Below are 19,469 nucleotides of genomic sequence, written 5' to 3' on the forward strand. Positions count from 1 at the left end.
GGGAAGCCGATCCTCAGGGTTCGGGTGTGATACCGACAGGCTTGCCGACCACCACGGTGGTCAGCGCCTCGTCGCGCAGCAGGCGCCGCGCGACCTTGCGAACGTCGTCGAGCTTGACCGCGGCGATCAGCGCCCCGCGCCGCGTCAGGTGATCGGGCGACAGGCCGTCGATCTGCATGGAATGCAGCAGGCCCGCGATCGAGCCCGACGAATCGAGCGACAAGGCCAGGGCGCCCGTCAGGTAGATCCTGGCGTCGGTCAGCTCGGCCTCGCTGATGCCCTCGTTGCGCATCCGGCGCATCTCGGCACGGATCACCCTGATCGCCTCGGCGACCCTTTCGTTGGCGCTGCCCGTGGACATCACCAGCAGCGCAGCGCGCTTGTAGGTGCGCAGGCTACTCGACACGCTGTAGGCCAGCCCACGCTTCTCACGCACTTCGTTGAACAGCCGCGACTGCTGGCCGCCGCCGCCCAGAACATGGTTCAACACCAGCGCCGCATACCAGTCGGGATCGTCGCGCGGGATGCCGGGCAGCGCCATCAGCGCCGAGCTCTGCGGCACCGGCCGTTCGACAACGACGGTGCGCGGTGTGGTCGGCGGTACCCATTGCGGCGGCAGCATCGGGGGCGTGCCTGTCGGCAGGATGCCGAACGAGCGATCGAGCTGTCGTGCCAGTTCGGCCTCACCGATGTCGCCCACCGCAGCGACGATCAGGCTGTTGCGCAACAGCAGTTCCCCGGCCCGCTTCTTCAGGCGTTCGGGCGTGGCGGCCGCCAGGCCCTCGGGTGTGCCGTCGGGATCGGCGGCATAGGGATGGCCGGCGAACAGCGTCTCCATCAAGGTGCGGCCTGCCACCGAGCCCGGACGCTGGGCCGCCTGGTTGATGCTGGCAATGGTCTGCGCGCGGCGCTGCGCCACCATATCGGGATCGAAACGCGGTTCGGTGAGAGCCAGGCGGAGCAACTCGAAGCCCTCGTCGCGATTGGCCGACAGGACACGCAGCGAACCGGTCAGCCGGTCGAGCGAAGCGTTGAAGCCCAGCGATGCGGCGGCATCCTCCTGTCGCTGGCGGAAGGCCTGCGCGTCCATCGATCCCGCGCCGTCGGTCAGCAGGCCCGCCATCAGGTCGGTGATGCCGGCCTGCCCCGCCGGATCGGTGGCGGTGCCGCCGGAGAACGAAAAGGAGAGCGCCACGACTGGCGTGCTCTTGTCCTCGACCAGCCAGGCCTTGATGCCGAGCGGGGTCGTGATTTCCTTGATCTCGATCGCGCCCGCCACGGCGGGCATCAGGGCGAACAGGCCGGCGAGTGCGGCCGCGAGGAGACGCAGGCGCTTCACCGGCTTCCCTCGGCGGGCGTGAGCAATGCCGTGACGGCACCATCGTCGCGCCAGACATGCCGGGCGGCCGCCAGCACCTCGGCCGGCGTGACGGCGGAAATGCGCTGCGGCCAGGCGTCGACATCGGCCACTGTGCTGCCGGTGCTGAGCGCCGTGCCATAGATGCGCGGGCCGCTCGCCATCGAATCCTGCGAGTAGATGGCGGCCGCCAAGAGCTGGTTCTGCGCGCGCTCGACCTCCCCGGCCGTGACGCCGCCGTCGAGCAGCTTCTTCATCTCGGCCGTCACCGCCTCCTCGACGGCGGTCAGGCTGGTCGACTTCGCGGGATGCACGCCGATGTCGAACGAGGTGAGGCCGAGGCTCGATGGGCCGTAGGATGCCCAGGCCGACAGGCCGACCTTGCGCTCTTCCACCAGGACCCGCGACAGGCGGCTGGTCTCGGTGCCACCGAACAGGCGGGCCAGCACCTGCAGCGCATAGGCATACTTCGTCTCACCGACGCGGTAGGACGGCGCCAGCCACAGCCGCGACCAGCGCGGCTCGACGACGCGTGCATCGGCGCGGATCACCTTCTGCGGCAGGTCGGTGCCGCCCTGCGAGGGACGCTGGCGCGGACCGATCTTGCGGCTGGCGATCGGCCCGTAGTGACGCTCCGCCAGCTTGCGCACCTGTTCCGTCGTGGTGTCGCCGGCCACGATCAGGACGGCGTTGTTGGGCGCGTAGTGGCGGCGATAGAAACCCGCGAGGTCGTTGACACCCAGCCGCTTGATGTCATCGACATAGCCGATGACCGGCATGGCATACGGCTTGTGGCGGCCGTAGAGCTGTTCGCGCACCGCTTCGTCGAGCAGCGACGCCGGCACGTTGTCGGTGCGCATGCGGCGTTCCTCGAGGATGACCTGCCGCTCGGGCACGATCTCGCGCTCGGTGATGTGCACGCCGGTCATCCGGTCGGCTTCCATGCGCATCACGAGGTCGAGCTGTTCGGCCGCGATGGTCTGGTGGTAGCCCGTCGAGTCGAAGGTGGTGTAGGCGTTGTCGCGGCCGCCGTTGCGCGAGACGATGCGCGAGAACTCGCCCGCGGGCACCTTGTCGGTGCCCTTGAACATCATGTGTTCGAGGAAGTGCGCGGCGCCGGTACGGCCGAACGTCTCATCGGCGCTGCCGACCTTGTAGACCACGACCTGGGTGACGATCGGCGCGCGCCGCGACGGCAGCACGATGGCCTGGAGGCCGTTGGCAAGCGTGAAGGTTTCGACGTTGCGCTTTCCGACGGCGAAAAGGTTCGCGAGCGCCGGGCCGGACGGCGAGAGGGCCGCGCCAGCGAGGAGGCCGCCGAGCAGGGCGCGGCGGCCGGGGAGCGGCACCGAACTCAGAAGATACCTTCGAGCAGGCCGCGCTTGCGACGGGTGATCGTCGGCGTCGGCCCGGCGGCCGGCTGACCCGAGGCCTGGGCATCTCGGATCCTCTGCTGCTCCTTGGCCGGATCGACCAGCACGCCCGCCGGCGGCGAGTCCTGCCAGAAGATCAGGCTGTCGATGAACGACTTGTCGCTCTCGGCCAGGGTCTTGGTGTCCGTATTGACCTGGCCCCTGATGTTGGGGTCGATGCCGCCCTTGCCGGCGCGGGCAACCAGCGCCTGCTCGGAGCTGCTACCCGACCGGACCGCGTCGGGACCGGCATTGACGCGGGCCTGGGTACGGCCGGCGAGCGCCGGCGACAGCGCCTCCTTGGCCTGGTCGGCGGGCGTGACTTCCTGGGGACGCGGCTCACCCGGCCGCGGCGGCCGCAGCTCGGCGTTGGGCGGCATGGTCAGCGGTGAATGCGAGACGATCTTGAACTCGTCGGGCGACGTCTTCTTGTTGGCGCCGATATTGTCGAACATGCCACACCCGCCCAGCGCGAGGGTGCTGCAGGCCAGGAGAGCCAATGGAATCGGGTGGAGAGTCGGTTTCATCGTCCGTCCTTGGTCGTGAACTTTTGTCTGCCGATCATGGCCGCTTCAGGGCGCCGGCTTCTTTTCGCCTTGCAGCGAGTCGATCAGCATGAGCCCGACGCCGACGACGATCGCCGCGTCGGCGACATTGAAGGCTGGCCAATGCCACTGGCCAATGTGGAAATCGGCGAAATCGAACACCGCTCCCCAACGGGCACGGTCGATAACATTGCCGATGGCTCCCCCCATGACAAGGCCGATGCCCCATCCGGCGAGGGGGCGGTCGGTTCGTCGCAGCCACAGGAAAAGGCCGATGCAGACGACGATCGCCACCGCCGACAGGACCCAGGGCGGCAGCGCCTGGTCGCCGCCCATCAGGCCGAAGCTGACGCCGCGGTTCCAGACGATGACCAGCCGGAAGAAGCCGTCGATCACCGACACGATGTCGCCGGTCTTGCGCAGGAACCCCAGCAGGAGCTGCTTGGAGACTTGGTCCGCCACCAGGGTGACGGCGAGCAGGACCATGGCCTGGCGGTCGAGCCGCCTCATACCGAGACCGCTTCTTCGCAGCGCCGGCAGAGCAGCGGATGGGCGGCCGACTTGCCGACTTCCTCCAGGACCTGCCAGCAGCGCGCGCACTTGGTGCCGTCGGCGAGCGCCGGCACCACGGCGACACCGGCCACGTCGGGCAGCGTGAAGGCCCCGGCAGGCGCCTCGCCCGCGACCAGGCTGCCGCCGGACGTGATGCAGTAATCCCGCAGGTCGAGCCCCTCGAAGGCCTTCAGGTATTCCGGCGCGGCATAGACGACCGGTGCGGCCTGGAGGCTCGACCCGATACGCTTCTCGGCCCGCTCCAGTTCCAGGGCGCCGGTCACGACGCGGCGCAGCGCGCGCACGGTCTTCCACTTCTCGCCCAGCGCGGCATCGAGCCAAGCCGGCGGGATGGTGGGATAGAGGCGCAGGTGGACGCTCTCGGCCTTGCCATCCGGCATGTCGCCGGGCCGCGCCAGCCAGGCCTCTTCGGCCGTGAAGCAGGTGATGGGCGCCAGCCAGGCTGTCAGGAACGAGTAGACCTCGGCCATGACGGTGCGGGCGGCGCGGCGGCGCAGCGTGCCGGCCGCGTCGCAGTAGATCGAGTCCTTGCGGATGTCGAAGTAGAAGGCCGAGAGGTCGACGGCGCAGAAATTGTGCAGTTCCGTCGCGATGGCATGGAAGTCGTAGTCGTCGACCGCGCGGCGCATCACGGCGTCCAGCTCGGCAAGGCGATGCAGCACCCAGCGCTCCAGCTCGGGCATGTCGGCATGGGCCACCGTCTCGTCCGACGAATAGCCCTCGAGGCTGCCCAGCAGGTAGCGCAACGTGTTGCGCAGGCGGCGATAGGCTTCGGCCTGGTGCTTCAGGATCTCCGGACCGATGCGCTGGTCCTCGGTGTAGTCGGTGCCGACCACCCAGAGGCGCAGGATGTCGGCGCCGTACTGGTCGCAGACCGTCTGGGGCGCCGTGATGTTGCCCAGCGACTTCGACATCTTGCGGCCCTGCTCGTCGAGCGTGAAGCCGTGCGTCAGCACGCCGTCATAGGGCGCCCGGCCGCGCGTGCCGCAGCTCTCGAGCAGCGAGGAATGGAACCAGCCGCGATGCTGGTCGGAGCCTTCGAGGTAGAGGTCGGCGGGCCACTTCAGCCGCTCGTTGCCCTCGAGCGTGAACGCGTGCGTGCAGCCCGAGTCGAACCAGACGTCGAGGATGTCCGTCACCTGCTCGAAGTCGGCGGCATCGTACTTGTTGCCGAGGAAGCGCTCAGGCGGGCTCCCGAACCAGGCGTCGGCGCCCTCGGTGCGGAACGCCTCGACGACGCGGCCCATCACCTCGGCGTCGCGCAACGGCTCGCCGGTCTTCTTGTCGACGAATACCGCGATCGGCACGCCCCAGGCGCGCTGGCGCGACACGTTCCAGTCCGGCCGCGTCTCGATCATCGAGCGCAGGCGGTTGTAGCCGGCGCGCGGCACGAAGCGCGTCGCGTCGATCGCCGCCAGCGCCTTCTCGCGCAGGGTCCCGCCGATCTCGGGGATCGGCTTGTCCATGGCGATGAACCATTGCGGCGCGTTGCGGAAGATGACCGGCGCCTTGGAACGCCAGGAATGCGGATAGGAGTGCGTGATGCGGCCCGAGGCCAGCAGCTTGCCCGCCTCGTCGAGCAGCGCGATGGCGGTGCGGTTGGCATCGCCCTTCTTGCCCTCCGGCGTGTAGACGCGCTTGCCGGCGAACAGCGGCACGTGCGGATAGTAGCTGCCGTCCTCGGCGACCGTGTCGGGCACCTCGACGCCGTTGGCGACGCCCAGCTCGTAGTCGTCGGCGCCATGGCCCGGTGCGATATGCACGAAGCCGGTGCCGGCATCGGCCGTCACGAAGTCGCCGGCCAGCAGCCGCACGTCGAACTCGAAGCCCTGGCCGCGCAGTGGATGGGCCGCGATCAGTCCTTCGAGTTCGTCGCTCGGGACCTCGGCCACGACCTTGGGCGTGAACTTCGCCTCTTCGGCGACCGCATCGACCAGGTCGCGCGCGAGCACCAGTCTCTCGCCGACACGGGCCTTGCTGCCCTCGGCGACGGCCGCGACTTCGACCAGCACGTAGGCGATGTCCTTGCCGTAGGCCAGCGCCCGGTTGCCCGGCATGGTCCACGGCGTCGTCGTCCAGATCACGATCGAGGTGCCGTCGAGCTTGCCGCCCTTCGACTGCACGACCGGGAAACGCACATGGATCGTGTCCGACGTGTGGTCGTGATACTCGATCTCGGCCTCGGCCAGCGCGGTCTTCTCGACCACCGACCACAGCACCGCCTTCGAGCCCTTGTAGAGGCCGCCGTTCAAAAGGAACTTGCCCAGTTCCTTGACGATCACGGCCTCGGACTCGTACTTCATCGTCGAGTAGTAATTGTCCCAGTCGCCGTCGACGCCGAGGCGCTTGAACTCCTCGCGCTGCACCGTGATCCAGTGATCGGCGAAGGCCCGGCATTCGCGCCGGAACTCGACGATCGGAACCTGGTCCTTGTCCTGCTTCTTGGCGCGATACTGTTCCTCGATCTTCCACTCGATCGGCAGGCCATGGCAGTCCCAGCCCGGAACGTAGTGGCTGTCCTTGCCCAGCATCTGCTGGGTGCGCGAGACGAGGTCCTTCAGGATCTTGTTCAGCGCGTGGCCGATATGCAGGTGGCCGTTGGCATAGGGAGGGCCATCGTGCAGTACGAACTTCGGGCGGCCCTTGCTCTCCTCGCGAATCCTGTCCCACAGCTTCATGTCGGCCCAGCGCTTCAGGAGTTCCGGCTCCTTTTTGGGCAAGCCGCCCCGCATGGGAAAGTCGGTCTTGGGCAGGAAAACGCTGGTTTTATAATCAGTTGTCACAAGAAACTCGGCGCAGGAGGGAGCAAATTCCAGCCACCCGCCGGGTGGCCGCTGGCAAGCAAGACGACCCGGCCGCGGTCAGCGGACCGGGCGGGTAATTCGCTCCTGGAAAGCCCTGGTGAACATAGGGCGCGCAATCTAGGGATGGGGGTCGGGGGGGTCAAGGCGGGGCCGCATGCTTAGGAATTGCTTCGACCGGATGCCGCCGCGTAAAATAAATGCTTGCCTTTGTTCGATCAACCAGTGCCTCCGCGGCTCCTATGGCCCAAACGTAATTATTGGCCACGACGAAGGGCGCGCGTTCTCCTTCATCGTTTCCAAAGTACGTTCGGCGAACTGGTCTATGACATGGACCTAAGTGTCGATCTTGCAAACGCCCAAGCGTTTCTTGACGGTGGGCTGAAACGGGTTCGCTTGTTCGGCGGCTTAGTAAGACACAGACGGATTGGCTCGGCAGGCCTTGCGGTCGCGATCGCGCATGAAACAGGCCACCATCTGGGAGGAGCACCACACTTAGAATTCTATCGCTGGCTGAGCAGTGAAGCTCGAGCAACCGAGTGGGCCCTGGAACACGGGCTGGAACAGACATTTGGATCGGCGGCTGGAAAGAAGATCGCCCAACGCGGGCTCAATGAATTGCGAGCCCTCAGCTTGGTTGATTGACTTGATATATGCACCACGCATGCTATTTTTCCTCCCACCTACATCAAGCGCTTGGGGGGAAGCATGGGCCTGCTATTCAATACAGCTGAGACCATGAAAATGGTCGCGAGAATCAATAAACACTTCGCTGCAAGATCTGAAGGCGGGCAAATCAACAAGTGGCGAAAGCCGGGAAAGAAGAAGCTATTCAAAAAGGGCGGACCGGATAGACGTTCACTCAACCAGATCGCCCGGGACGAGCGCGTCTCGGTGGATCCTGCGGACGATGACGATAACGAGACGCGCAACACCAAATGGTTGGACTGGCTAGACGCGCTCAGTTCAGCACCTTCAACGACTTTGAGTCAGTTTTATCCAAATTCAGTTGCCGCGTCCGCCACGCCAAGCGATGTCGGAACAGAGTTGTCCCATCAGATCTGGCAGGGCTTGAGCGATGAGCCGAACTGCAAGGAAATCGTTGTTTCGGTCGTTCCCAGCGACACAATCAGAGTCGATGAGTGGCAAAAGATTCCGCCGAATCCTACCGGTGCCTACACGCTGTTGCTGACCGTACACACCGTTGAGGCCACCCTGATGAAGGCGACAATCAAGAAAATTGTACAGGCCAGGCGCTCGGCCGGCGCAAGAAAGCAATCATAGGAGCACCAGGCAGCCAGGTCGGCCTCAATTCGTGGGCGCCGGCGGAATCGCGGCGTCTGTTGCGAGCCTCAGACTGATAGTCGATGCTCGCCAAATCATCGAGGTCACGATGCGTTGCGCGAGTTGCGAAACAGACAACGCGCCAGACAGTAAATACTGCGTCGCCTGTGGCGCGGCGCTATCAAGCATTTGTTTGGCATGCGGGAACTCGAGCCCTCCCGGGGCTCGTTTTTGCCCCCAATGTGGCTCGCCTATGGGCACATCCCCTTCAGCCACCTCAACGAAGTACGCGTCAGACGTCAACGGTGAACTAAAACAGATCACTGTCCTCTTTGCTGATGTCTCCGGCTCGACGGAACTGATCGAGGCGCTTGATCCTGAAGCGGCCGCCCGGCGATTAGCACCGGTGATCGAGGCCATGCACGAGGCGGTCCGACGTTTCGAGGGCTCGGTGATCAAGGTCCAGGGCGACGGTGTCATGGCGCTGTTTGGGGCACCCAACCCGCAGGAGGACCATGCGGTGCGCGCCTGTTGCGCGGGCCTCGCCATGCAGACCTCGATCAGGGCCATGCCGGGCGATGCGTTGCCGATCCGAGTCGGCATTCATTCGGGCGAAGTGCTGGCCCGCACCGTGGCCACAGATTTCTCCACCGACTTCGATGCGACCGGCATCACAGTTCACATCGCGAGCCGCCTGGAAGGTCTGGCACCGTTGGGCGGGATCGCGATTTCGTCGGCCACCCTTCGCGGCGCCCGGCAGTTCGTTTCGGTCGAATCCATGGGCACCCGCGACGTGCGCGGCCTGTCGGCGCCACTGGAGGTGTTCCTGCTCACCGGCCTGCGCCGCGGGCCGACCAGCCAGCGCTTCAGCCTCGAGCGTGAACGCTCGGGTTTCGTCGGACGCGATGCCGAGCTGGCCCTGCTTGAGCGCAATCTCGAGCGCGCAGCGGAAGGCGATGGATGCGCCGTCGGCGTGGTGGCCGAGGCCGGCGTCGGCAAGAGTCGTCTCGCGTTCGAGTTTGCCGAACGATGCCGCGCACGTGGCGTTCGCGTGCTCGAAGGTCGAGCTCTGGCACACAGTCGCGCCACACCGTTCGAACCGGTCGTAGACATGCTCAAAGCTCTGTTCGAGATCGCGCCTGACGAACCGGCAGAGCGCAGCCGCGCCAAGGCGGCCGACGTTCTCTCCCGCATCGATCCCGCCCTGAAATCGGAGCTTCCACTGCTCTCGGACTTCCTCGGCATAGGCGCCGGCGGACCGGCGCCCCCCAAGATGGATCCGGGAACGCGCCGCGACCGTCTCGAAGCGCTCTTCCGGCGACTGGCGCGCGCGGCCGGGGCGACCGCGCCAGCAGTGATTCTGCTCGAGGATCTCCACTTCATGGACTCGGGCAGCGAATCGCTGATCGAGGTTCTGGCCGAAGCCCTGATCGGCACCCGCCTCCTGCTGCTGGTGAATTTTCGACCCGGCTATGCCGCGCCGTGGATGCGCGGCGACCACTACGATCAAGTCTCCCTGGCGCCTCTGCGCAAGAACGCCTCCGACGAACTGGCGTCCCATCTGCTGGGCCACGACCAATCGGTCGTGCCGTTGCTGCCGCTGATTGCCGACCGGGCGCGCGGCAATCCGTTCTTCATCGAGGAACTGGTGCGCAAGTTCGCCGACAGCGGCCATCTCGCCGGCGAAGCCGGTGCCTATCGCCTTCTCCGCATGCCCGACATGAAGCTCGTTCCGGACAATGTACAGGCGATCGTGGCGGCGCGCGTCGACAGCCGCCCTGAAATGGAACGCACGCTGCTCCAGACGGCCGCCGTGATCGGGCGCGAATTCATGGCGCCGATCCTGGAGCATGTCGCGGGACTGGCCGAGTCGGTCGTGCACATGGCCCTGCACCGCCTGTCGACAGCTGGTCTTGTCTACGAGACCGGTGGGCCGCCCGCCGGAACCTTCGCCTTCAAGCACCCGATGCTGCAGGAAGTCGTCTACCGGTCCCTGGTATCGGACAGGCGGCGCGCACTGCATGCGGCGGTCGCCGCCGAACTGGAAAAGACCTTGCCGGATCCGGGCGGCGCTCAAGCAGGCTTCATCGCGTATCACCTCGAGGAGGCCGGGAATATTCCGCAGGCGGCCTCGTACAACATGAAGGCCGCGATGTGGCATGGCACGCGCGATCCAGCACAGGCACTCGAAGCCTGGAAGCGGGTCCGCCGGTTGCTGCTCAGCCTGCCGCTGGAAGGACCGGCGCGCTATCCGCTGCTAATGGCGAGCGGCCAGATCGTGAACTTCGCCTGGCGCGAGGGGCTGACGGCCGCCGACGTCGAACCGTACTACATCGAGGCGCTGGAGATCGCGCGTTCGCTCGGCGACATGCGGGCCATCACGCTGGTCACAGCCGCCTATGGCCGCGCGCTGGGCAGCACCGGCTCGGCCATGGACTATGTCGCCAAGATAAGTGAAGCGCGCGACCTGCTCGATCCGGTCAAGCATGCCGGACTTGCCGCTGTGCTGACGACCATCCGATGCCATGCGCTGCGGCTGGCCGGGGACCTGCACGCCGCCCTGTCCGACAACGAACTCGCACTCGCGAGTGTCGACAAGGTGGAAGAGCAAGACCAGCAGACGCTGGGCTTCCGCGTCGACGTCTGGATCAAGGGCATGCGCGGCCAAACGCTCGCGATGATGGGCAGATACGACGAGGCCCGCGCGCTCGCCACAGACCTGATCGCAAGCGACGAAGCGACGGTCGACGTACTGCATCGGCTGCAGGCCCATGCAACGATGGCCGATATTGCCTGGGGCACAGGCGACGTGGCGCTCGCCACCGAACACAGCACGGCCGCCCATCGCCTGGGCGAGAAGAGCGGCAATCCATACCTCATGGTCTATGGCATGGCCTATGCCGGACTGGGCCAGGCGATGCGCGGCGAATACTCCGAGGCAACCACAACGCTGAGCAACGCCCTGCGCCTCGCTCGCCAGCGTCAGGCAGGCCTTGAAAACGAAGCACGCATGTTGTGCGACCTGGCCTATGTCCAGCTGCGCGCGGGTCTCGCCGACCGCGCACGGGTGACGGCCGAAGAAGCCGCTGCAGTCGCGCGGCGGCGCGATGCCAAGGTCTGGCTGGCCTATGCGGAGTGGCTGATAAGCGGGCCGACGTCACCGGCATTCAGAACACTGCTGGCAGAGTCAGGCGCGGCGCTGTTGACGCACCTGCCATCGCCCCACGATTGACTCAAGGCGCTGCGGCAAGAATCCGCCGCGCCGCCCGCCCGTCGGCTTCGATCTGGGCCTTGAGCTGGTCGAGGCCCGAGAACTTCATCTCCGGCCGGATGAAATCCACCAGCGCGACCCTCAGGACCTTGCCGTAGAGGTCGCCGGCAAAATCGAACAGGTGGACCTCGAAATTCTCCTGCAGCTTGCCGAAGGTCGGGCGCCGGCCCAGGTTGGCGACGCCGTTGCGCCACCCTTGGCTTTCCTGGCCGTCGACCAGCGCGCGCACGGCATAGGCGCCGAAGCGCGGGCGCAGATGCTCGCCCAAAGCCACGTTGGCCGTCGGAAATCCAATGGTGCGGCCGCGCTGGTCACCCAGTTCGACGATGCCCTCGATCTCCCATGGATGTCCCAGCAGCTCGGCCGCTTCGCTCGCCCAGCCGGCACGCAATGCTTCGCGGATGCGGGTCGAGGAGTAGATCTCGCCCTCGCGCATCACCGGATCGAGCACCGAGACGCCGAAGCCGCGCACCTTGCCTTCGGCTCGCAGCATCTCGACGTTACCGCTGCGCCGGGCGCCGAAGGTGAAGTCGTAGCCGCAGACGACATGGCGTGCCCGTAGCCCCTTCGAGAGCACATCCTCGATGAACGATGCGGCCGGAAGGGCCGCGAACGCCGCATCGAAGTGCTGGGCCAGAACTGCCTTCACGCCATGCTCGGCGAGCAGCCGCGTCTTGGCCGGTGCGAGCGTGAGACGGAACGGTCCCGTGTCGGGCACGAAGAAGCCGCGCGGATGCGGCTCGAAGGTGAAGGCGAGCAGCGGCGCGCCGAGTTCCGCGGCCTTCTCGTGCGCCTGCGCGAGAAGCGCCTGGTGGCCGCGATGCACGCCGTCGAAATTGCCGAGCGCCACCACGCCGCCCGTCCACTCTGCCGGCACCGAATGCCAATCGTCGAACACCGGAACCATGGGTTCGCTCAGGCCGCGTCGCGCCGCGGCACCAGCACGACGGCCTCGCCGTCGATCACGACCTTGTCGCCGTTCAGGCACTGGGTCTTCAGCGTGACGCGGCGGCGCTTCTCGTCGATGGCGGTGATGGTCGCCACGGCGGTGATCGTTTCGCCGATGAGGACCGGCGCCATGAAGTTCATGGTCTGGGAAATGTAGACCGCGCCCGGCCCCGGCAGCTTGGTGCCGATCACGGTCGAGATGAAGCTGCCGCTCAGCATGCCGTGCGCGATGCGCTGGTGGAAGCGCGTGGTCCGCGCGAAGCCGTCGTGCAGGTGGATGGGATTGGTGTCTCCTGACACGCCGGCGAAGGCCACGATGTCGGCGTCGGTCACGGTCTTGCCGAACATCGCCGACATGCCGGGCTTGAGGTCTTCCAGGTACAGGCCGTTCATCGCGGCGAAGGCACTCGACACTTGCTTGATCTCCCCAGTTGGCGCGGTCCTCTTACCATGCGGCGGAGCCTGTGCCACAGTCCCGGTAAATGAGCGTTCACACGTCGCCTGAAACAGAAACCGTCACCCGAGTCCTCGGCGAGGCGGCCAGCCGCCATTTCGGCGGCCCCGTCACCATCGAGCGACTGAGCCGGCAATCCGGCGGCGCCTCGCGCCAGACCTGGAGCTTCGACGCCATCGTGAACGGTACGCGCCAGCCGCTGATCCTGCGCCGCGACCCGCCGGCGCAGGGGAAGACCGAGCGCGAACGGGCCGTCGCCATCGACCGCGCCACCGAATTCCGGGTGGTGCGCGCGGCCCACGATGCCGGCGTGCGCGCGCCCGAGCCGCTGTTCGAGCTCACGCCGCAGGACGGGCTGGGCGAGGCCTATGTGATGCGGCGGGTCGGTGGCATTGCGATCGCGCGCAAGCTCCTGCGCGATGCTCCTTATGAGGCGGCGCGCGGAAAGATCGCGGGCCAGCTCGGCGAGATCCTGGCGCGCATCCATGCGACCGATCCCGCCACCCTGCCGCCCCTTCCTCGCCGCGAGGCCGCCGACCATATCGCTGGGCTCCGCCGTTCGCTCGACGCATTGGGCCGGCCGCAGCCGGTCTTCGAACTGGCCCTGTCGTGGCTCGATCGCCGCAAGCCCGCACCGCTCGACCGGCCGGTGCTGGTGCATGGCGACTACCGCACCGGCAACTACCTGGTCGACGAGACCGGCGTGACGACGATCCTTGACTGGGAACTCGCCCATCTCGGCGACCCGGTGGAGGATCTGGGCTGGCTCTGCGTGAAGAGCTGGCGCTTCGGCGCGATCGACAAGCCGGCCGGCGGCTTCGGCAGTCGCGAGGAATTGTGGGCCGCCTACGAGCGCGCCGGCGGCGGCAGGGTCGATCCGGCTCGCGCCCACTGGTGGGAGGTCTTCGGCACCGTGCACTGGGGCATCATCTGCCTCAACCAGGCCTGGAAGCATCTCTCGGGCTCGATCAAGTCGATGGAGCACGCCTCGATCGGCCGCCGCGCCGTCGAGACCGAAGTCGACCTGTTGCAACTGCTGAAGCAGGGAGCCTGACCGTGGCCCAGGACCGTCCCACCGCCGCCGAACTTTTAGCCGCCATCGCCGACTTCCTGCGTGAGGAAGCGACGCCGGCGCTCGACCGAACCGAGCCGCGGCTCGGCTTCCAGATGAGGGTCGCCGTGAACTCGCTCGCCATCCTCGAACGCGAGGTGCGCCTCGGGCCGGCCGCCGATGCGCGCGAGCACGAGCGCCTGGTCCGGCTGCTGGGCCGCGACGCCCCGCTCGACGAACTCAACCGCGAACTCGCGCGCCAGCTGCGCAGCGGCGAACGCGACGAGACCGACGCCGCCCTGATGGCCCATCTCGAAGCCACCATCGCCGACAAGATCGCCATCGCCAATCCGAAGTGGCGTTGATGCTTCGGCGCCGGCCGAACCATTGACCGTGGCGGGCGCGGATGGCCGGGCATAGAGTCCGCCCATGACCACCGTGAACGCCCTTTCCGAGATCGCCGCCCTGATGGGCGATCCGGCGCGTGCCTCCATGCTGTCGCTGCTGATGGACGGCCGCGCCCACACCGCGTCGGATCTCGCTCACAATGCCGGCATCACCGCCCAGACCGCGAGCGGACACCTGTCGCGCATGGTCGAGGCGAACCTGCTGGCGGCCCGCGCCCAGGGCCGCAACCGCTTCTATCGCCTCGCCTCGTCCGAGGTGGCCCACGCCATCGAATCGCTGATGGCGCTGGCCGGCACGCGGGCGACGCCGGCATCGAAGAGCGCGGCGTGGCGGCGCGATCCCGATCTCCGCTTCTGCCGCACCTGCTACGACCATCTCGCCGGCCAGGTCGGCATCGCCGTCACCGATTCGCTGACCCGGCAAGGTCATCTCGAACCCAAGGGGCCACGCGACTGGCAGCTCACGCAATCGGGCGAACTGTTCTGCGACAAGCTCGGCGTCGACCTCGGCACGGCGCGCGAGGCAAGCTCGCGCCACTTCGCGCGCCAGTGCCTCGACTGGAGCGAGCGCCGGCCGCACATTTCGGGCGCCCTGGGCGCGGCCATTGCCGACACCTTCTTCAGGCGCGGCTGGGCCGAGCGCCTGCGCCGCAGCCGCACCGTGCGGCTCACCGACTCAGGCCGCCGCGCCCTCGGGAGCCATTTCGGCGCGACGGTTTAGGGTTCAGTGTCTCACCAGCCCTGGAATCGCGGCCACGTGATTCCGTCGCCGTCAGGCGTCACCGCAACGTAGGCCGGGTACTGCGCGCCCGTGGCGCAGGCGTGGTTGGGCAGGATGCGGAGCTTCGTGCCGATCGGAAAGCGCTCCACCACGCCGGCATCCGCCGCGCCGTCGCGACGCGAGACGATGCCGTGCTCCTGGTTCGCACCCGACACGATCAAACCGTCGATCATGTTTCCGGAGACATCACAGACGGCGCCATAGCCATAGTCGATCTTCTGGCGTTGCGTGCCGCGGTCGCGGCTCATCGCCATCCAGCCGGCATCGACGATCACCCAGCCTTTCTCGGGCTGGTGGCCGATCACCTCGGTCAGCACCGAGAGCGCCACGTCCTGCGGCGTGCAGACACCGACATTGGACATCACGAGATCGAAGAAGACATAGACGCCGGCCCGCACCTCGGTGACGCCCTCGAGATGCTGCGCGGCGATCGCCGTCGGCGTCGAGCCGATGCTGACCTCCGGGCAGGCGATGCCCGCGGCACGAAGGCGCTCGGCGGCGCGCACGCAGAGCGCCCGCTCCTGCTCGGCCAGCGCCTGCAAGGCCGCGGGCGTGTCGAGATCGTAGGAACTGCCGGCATGCGTCAGTACGCCCTTCACCGTCGCACCGCCCGCCTGCAGCACCCGGCCGATCTCGATCAGCTCCGGCGCCTCGGGCTGCACGCCCGAGCGGTGCCCGTCCGAATCGATCTCGATCATGACCTGGAATTTCTGGTTGGCCGCCTTGCCCTTGGCCACGACGGCCTCGGCCGCTGCCACCGAATCGACGAGCAGGGTCAGCGCGCAGCCCTTGCGGATCAGCGCCAGCGCCCGGTCGAGCTTGTCCGGCGCGATGCAGACCGCATAGAGCACGTCGGCGAAACCCGCGGCGAAGAACTGCTCGGCCTCCTTCAGGGTCGAGACGGTGATGCCGACGGCGCCCGCCGCCTGCTGGGCGCGCGCGACCTCGATGCATTTCGAGGTCTTCACGTGCGGCCGCAGGCGCACGCCGAGCGACGAGAGATGGCCCTGCATACGCGCGATGTTGCCTTCCATGCGACGCCGGTCGATCAGCGCCGCCGGGGTCTCGATGTCCATCAGCTTCAAGTTTCCACCCTTCAGTCGAGATACTCGCCGCGCGCCTTGAGCGCCGGCACGTCCTTTTCCAGCCCGCGCGCGATCAGCGCCGTCACGGTAGCGGGCTGCAGCGCGTCCGGCGACGGCAGATCCACACCCACCGCATTCATCTGCTTCACCAGTGCCGGATCGGCCCCGGCCGCCCGCAGCGCCTCGTTCAGCCGCGCCATGACCGGTTGCGGCGTGCCCTTGGGCGCGAACAGCGCGTTCCACGACCGCAGGTTCACGTCGTAACCCTGGCCGGCGGCCGTGGCGACGCCCGGCAGCTGCGGCAAAGGCTGGTCGCTCAGCACGACGAGCGCCTTGATCTTGCCGCCGGCGATCTGCGGCAGCGCCGTCGTCGTCTGGTCGCACATGAAATCGATGTGGCCGCCCATCAGGTCGTTCATGGCCGGCGCCACGCCGCGATAGGGGACGTGCGTGATGTTGAGCTTGAGCGCCGACAGCAGCACGACGCACGCATAGTGGGAGATCGAACCGACGCCCGCGCTGCCATAGGTCATGTCCGACTTGTTTTTCTCGGCGTAGGCAATGAACTCCTTGAGGTTGGAGACCGGCAAGCCTGCCTTGGCGACCAGCAGCAGCGGCGCCGTGCCGGCAAGGCCGATCGGCTCGAAGCCGGTCAGCGGATCGTAGGGCAGCTTCTTGAAAAGGGCCGCATTGGCCACATGCGTGCCGATCGTGCCGAAGCCGATCGTGTAACCATCGGGCGCCGCGTTCACGAGCTTCGCGAGGCCGATCGTGCCGCTGGCGCCGCCGATATTCTCGACCACGACGGTCTGCTTGAGGTTCGCCGCCATGCCTTGCGCGAGTGCGCGGGCCAGCGCGTCGCTGGGACCGCCTGCCGGGAACGGCACGATCAGGGTGAGCGGTTTGCTTGGGAAGCTCTGGGCGGTGGCCGTGCCGGTCGCCAGCAGCAGCGGTGCGAGGGTGAGCAGAAGTCGGCGCAAGATCATGACAAACGTCCTTCCAGCCAGGGGAGAAGATCGTCGAGCGTCGGCCGCTCGAGGGCGGCCTTCGGCGCCCCCTCGGGGCGCGCGAGGCCGACGCGGTTGTGCCAGTAGGTCCTGAGGCCAACGGCAGAAGTGCCGAACAGGTCGTAGCCGGACCCTGCGACGAAGTCCGCCTCGCCGGGCGCGACGCCCAGGGCTGCGAGAGCCTGCCGGTAGGGCCGCGGGTCGGGCTTGTAGCAACCGGCCTCCTCGGCGGTGACGATGCAGTCCCAATGGACTTGAAGGCGACTCGCCGCCTGACGGCCGAGCCGGATCGAGCAGTTGGTGACGACGCCCAGCTTCGTGCGACCGGCCAGTGCGTCGAGGGCCGCCTGCGCACCGCTCCAGGGCGGCAGTTCCAGCCAGCGCGCCTCCAGCGCATCGGCCGCACTTTCCGGCAGGCCGGTCGCCACCGCCGCCTCGCGCACGAGCTGCTCGTAGGGCACGTAGGCGCCGCAGCCATAGGTCAGCCGCAGATACTCGGCGCGCCAGGCGCGTCCGCGTTCGGCCGAGCCCGCCACGTCGTTCCATAGGGTCCAGGAGTCGAGGAGCGCCGTGAGCAGATCGAAGAGCACGGCTTTGGGAAAGGTCGTCGTCATGCCCCGAACGTAGCAAGTCGCGGGCCCTTCGTGCTTAAATCGGATGAACAGTTCAGTTAAAGAAAACTGAATGATCAGCCTGGCCGACCTGCAATTCATGGAAGCGCTAGCGCGCGCCGGCTCGCTGAGCGGCGCGGCCCGGTCGCTCAACGTCACGCCGCCGGCGCTCTCGCTGCGCCTCAAGAAGCTCGAACAGGTGCTCGGCGTCAGCCTGGTCGTGCGCAGTTCGCGGCGCCTGCGCTTCACCGGCGAAGGCGAGCATCTGGTGAGCGAGGCGCAGGCGATGCTGGCGCGGATGGGCGCGCTCACCGACCTTCTCGGCAAGGAAGGCGGCGCGCTATCGGGTCCGCTGCGGGTGGTCGCGCCGTTCGGCTTCGGCCGCCTGCACGTGGCGCCGCTGGTCGCCCGCTTCGCCGAACGCCACAAGGCGATCCGCGTGACGCTCGACCTGTCGGAACGCCCCTGGACCGACAGCGAGGACGCCGACGTCGTGGTGCATATCGGCGCGATCCGCGATTCGACCTGGGTGGCGCACGTGCTGGCGCGCAACGACCGTTGGGTGTGCGCCGCGCCCGCCTATCTCGACCGGCGCGGCACGCCGGAAGATCCGCGCGATCTGCTGCAGCACGATTGCCTCTGCGTGCGTGAGAACAACGAGGACGTGACGCTCTGGCGCCATCGCCGCGGCGGCCGCAGCGGCGCCGTGCGCGTGACGCCGACCTTGACCAGCAACGACGGCGAGGTCGTGCGGAACTGGGCACTGGCCGGGCTCGGCCTGATGCTGCGTTCGCAATGGGATGCCGGGCCCTTCGTGAAGCGCGGCGAACTCCGGCGAGTGCTGGCGCCCTGGTCCTTCGAGGGCGCCGACATCCTCGCGCTGGTGCCAGCCCGACGCGGCATCTCGGCCCGCGTCACGTCCTTCGTCGATTTCCTGAAATCGTCCCTCAGGTCGCGCCCGCCGGGACGTTAGCCTCGGTCTTCGTATAGCCCGTGCCGTCACCCGACGAGATCTTGGCGATCGACGAGGCGCGCAGGATCTTCTGGTCACCCACGGTCAGGTAGATGTTGGTGAAGAGCAGCGTTCGTGTCTGACGAATCAGCTCGGCGCGGCCCTCGACCCAGTCGCCGACCCGCGCGGGCGCCACGAAGTCGAAGGTCATGCTCACGGTCGGCAGGAACTTGCGCAGGCCGGCGAGATAGCCGCCGCCCATCGTGCCGACCAGATCGGCGACGGTCATCATCATGCCGCCATGCAGGCCGCCCGCCGGATTGCACATGTTCTGCTGCACGCGGATCGCCAGCACGAACTCGTCGCGCGTGCCCTTCTCGCCGCGCTTCACATACATGTTGCCGACATGGGTGTTGAACGTGGGCTCGGGCCGGCCGCGGGCGAAATCGACGAGCTTGAAACCGTCGGGCGGATTGTCGGGAATTTCGGAAGAAGACACTCTAGCTCCGGACTCTCAGAGGGCGTCCCGGCCGCAGCAGCGCGAAATCGCCCAGCCCAGCCAGCACATCGTGGCGCGGACCATAGAGACGGCCCCTCACCTGCGCCACATGCTCGTCGTGGCCCAGCAGCTCGCCGGTGGCCTCGAGCCAGTCGCCGACCCGCGCCGGCGTCAGATAGTCGAGCGTCAGCTTCAGGGTGACGCAGCGCCGGTCGATGGCGTGATAGACCACGGAGCCCAAGGCCGCATCGATGAAGGCGGCAAGCATGCCGCCATGCACGATGCCCAGCGCATTGGCATGCTGCGGCCCAGGCCGGAAACCGCGCCAGACCCTGTTGCCCTCGACCTTCTCGAACCACGGTCCGTTGGCCGCTGTGAATCCGGTCGCCTCAGTGAGTTCTCGAAATCCCGCTGGAATGTCCACGCGCCAT

Annotated in this window: 18 protein-coding genes and 1 pseudogene; 7 read left to right on the forward strand and 12 right to left on the reverse strand. The window is 67.3% G+C overall.

Features of this window, described 5'->3' with window-relative positions:
- Positions 1-13: 13 nt before the first annotated feature.
- Genes EPO41_RS27995 through ileS form a run of 5 tightly spaced genes read right to left on the reverse strand, consistent with a single transcriptional unit; the run spans position 14 to position 6,670 of the window.
- Entirely contained in the window at positions 14-1,339 is a 1,326-nt protein-coding gene (locus tag EPO41_RS27995) for a pitrilysin family protein (protein WP_296332501.1), read from the reverse strand.
- A complete protein-coding gene (locus EPO41_RS28000; RefSeq protein ID WP_296332503.1) occupies positions 1,336-2,706 on the reverse strand; it encodes a pitrilysin family protein in 1,371 nt (456 codons plus the stop codon). Before EPO41_RS28000 ends, EPO41_RS27995 begins: the two co-directional genes overlap by 4 nt.
- A gap of 5 nt (positions 2,707-2,711) precedes the next feature.
- Positions 2,712-3,296, reverse strand: coding sequence for a DUF3035 domain-containing protein (locus tag EPO41_RS28005; RefSeq protein ID WP_296332505.1), 585 nt, complete (start codon positions 3,294-3,296; stop codon positions 2,712-2,714).
- 45 nt (positions 3,297-3,341) lie between these two features.
- Positions 3,342-3,824, reverse strand: coding sequence for a signal peptidase II (gene lspA / locus EPO41_RS28010; protein WP_296332507.1), 483 nt, complete (start codon positions 3,822-3,824; stop codon positions 3,342-3,344).
- Complete coding sequence (ileS, locus tag EPO41_RS28015; protein ID WP_296332509.1) at positions 3,821-6,670, reverse strand: isoleucine--tRNA ligase; 2,850 nt, start codon at positions 6,668-6,670, stop codon at positions 3,821-3,823. Before ileS ends, lspA begins: the two co-directional genes overlap by 4 nt.
- A gap of 726 nt (positions 6,671-7,396) precedes the next feature.
- Here ileS and EPO41_RS28020 point away from each other — a divergent pair.
- From EPO41_RS28020 to EPO41_RS28025, 3 genes and pseudogenes are all read left to right on the forward strand, one after another.
- Positions 7,397-7,972, forward strand: coding sequence for a hypothetical protein (locus EPO41_RS28020; RefSeq protein WP_296332510.1), 576 nt, complete (start codon positions 7,397-7,399; stop codon positions 7,970-7,972).
- A gap of 109 nt (positions 7,973-8,081) precedes the next feature.
- A pseudogene (locus EPO41_RS29790) lies at positions 8,082-8,207 on the forward strand (zinc ribbon domain-containing protein); the annotation flags it as partial.
- 18 nt (positions 8,208-8,225) lie between these two features.
- On the forward strand, positions 8,226-11,204 hold the full coding sequence (locus tag EPO41_RS28025; protein WP_296332512.1) for an adenylate/guanylate cyclase domain-containing protein: 2,979 nt from the start codon (positions 8,226-8,228) through the stop codon (positions 11,202-11,204).
- 1 nt (position 11,205) lies between these two features.
- On the opposite strand, the gene EPO41_RS28030 is transcribed toward EPO41_RS28025, so the two are convergent.
- Together EPO41_RS28030 and EPO41_RS28035 are read right to left on the reverse strand one after the other, a co-directional pair.
- Entirely contained in the window at positions 11,206-12,150 is a 945-nt protein-coding gene (locus EPO41_RS28030; protein WP_296332514.1) for a bifunctional riboflavin kinase/FAD synthetase, read from the reverse strand.
- Positions 12,151-12,158: 8 nt separating this feature from the next.
- Positions 12,159-12,605: a MaoC family dehydratase gene (locus EPO41_RS28035; RefSeq protein ID WP_296332516.1), complete on the reverse strand. Its 447-nt coding sequence runs from the start codon at positions 12,603-12,605 to the stop codon at positions 12,159-12,161.
- A 68-nt stretch (positions 12,606-12,673) separates the two neighbouring features.
- Here EPO41_RS28035 and EPO41_RS28040 point away from each other — a divergent pair, with 68 nt between their 5' ends.
- The 3 genes from EPO41_RS28040 to EPO41_RS28050 all read left to right on the forward strand — a co-directional run bounded on the left by EPO41_RS28040 (position 12,674) and on the right by EPO41_RS28050 (position 14,824).
- A complete protein-coding gene (locus EPO41_RS28040) occupies positions 12,674-13,699 on the forward strand; it encodes a phosphotransferase family protein (protein WP_296332518.1) in 1,026 nt (341 codons plus the stop codon).
- Positions 13,700-13,701: 2 nt separating this feature from the next.
- Positions 13,702-14,061 (forward strand): DUF6285 domain-containing protein, encoded by a 360-nt coding sequence (locus EPO41_RS28045; protein WP_296332520.1) that lies wholly within the window; start codon positions 13,702-13,704, stop codon positions 14,059-14,061.
- A gap of 64 nt (positions 14,062-14,125) precedes the next feature.
- Positions 14,126-14,824, forward strand: a complete 699-nt coding sequence (locus EPO41_RS28050) for a helix-turn-helix transcriptional regulator (protein ID WP_296332522.1) — start codon at positions 14,126-14,128, stop codon at positions 14,822-14,824.
- Positions 14,825-14,835: 11 nt separating this feature from the next.
- On the opposite strand, the gene EPO41_RS28055 is transcribed toward EPO41_RS28050, so the two are convergent.
- The 3 genes from EPO41_RS28055 to EPO41_RS28065 are packed head-to-tail and all read right to left on the reverse strand — an operon-like array spanning position 14,836 to position 17,590.
- Positions 14,836-15,960: a DSD1 family PLP-dependent enzyme gene (locus EPO41_RS28055; protein ID WP_296332524.1), complete on the reverse strand. Its 1,125-nt coding sequence runs from the start codon at positions 15,958-15,960 to the stop codon at positions 14,836-14,838.
- Between the two features lie 20 nt (positions 15,961-15,980).
- Positions 15,981-16,955 (reverse strand): tripartite tricarboxylate transporter substrate-binding protein, encoded by a 975-nt coding sequence (locus EPO41_RS28060; RefSeq protein WP_296332526.1) that lies wholly within the window; start codon positions 16,953-16,955, stop codon positions 15,981-15,983.
- Positions 16,952-17,590 carry an HAD-IA family hydrolase gene (locus EPO41_RS28065; protein WP_296332528.1) on the reverse strand — a complete coding sequence of 213 codons (639 nt, stop codon included), beginning with the start codon at positions 17,588-17,590 and terminating at the stop codon, positions 16,952-16,954. The genes EPO41_RS28060 and EPO41_RS28065 overlap by 4 nt, the downstream gene beginning before the upstream one ends.
- Before the next feature lie 70 nt (positions 17,591-17,660).
- Between EPO41_RS28065 and EPO41_RS28070 the strand changes: the two genes are divergently transcribed.
- On the forward strand, positions 17,661-18,560 hold the full coding sequence (locus EPO41_RS28070; protein WP_296332529.1) for a LysR family transcriptional regulator: 900 nt from the start codon (positions 17,661-17,663) through the stop codon (positions 18,558-18,560).
- Here EPO41_RS28070 and EPO41_RS28075 read toward each other — a convergent pair.
- Positions 18,535-19,038, reverse strand: coding sequence for a PaaI family thioesterase (locus tag EPO41_RS28075; protein ID WP_296332531.1), 504 nt, complete (start codon positions 19,036-19,038; stop codon positions 18,535-18,537). The genes EPO41_RS28070 and EPO41_RS28075 overlap by 26 nt on opposite strands.
- Before the next feature lies 1 nt (position 19,039).
- Positions 19,040-19,462 (reverse strand): PaaI family thioesterase, encoded by a 423-nt coding sequence (locus tag EPO41_RS28080; RefSeq protein WP_296332534.1) that lies wholly within the window; start codon positions 19,460-19,462, stop codon positions 19,040-19,042.
- Positions 19,463-19,469 lie beyond the last annotated feature (7 nt).

Source organism: Reyranella sp. (assembly GCF_004297265.1).
Classification (GTDB): Bacteria; Pseudomonadota; Alphaproteobacteria; order Reyranellales; family Reyranellaceae; genus Reyranella.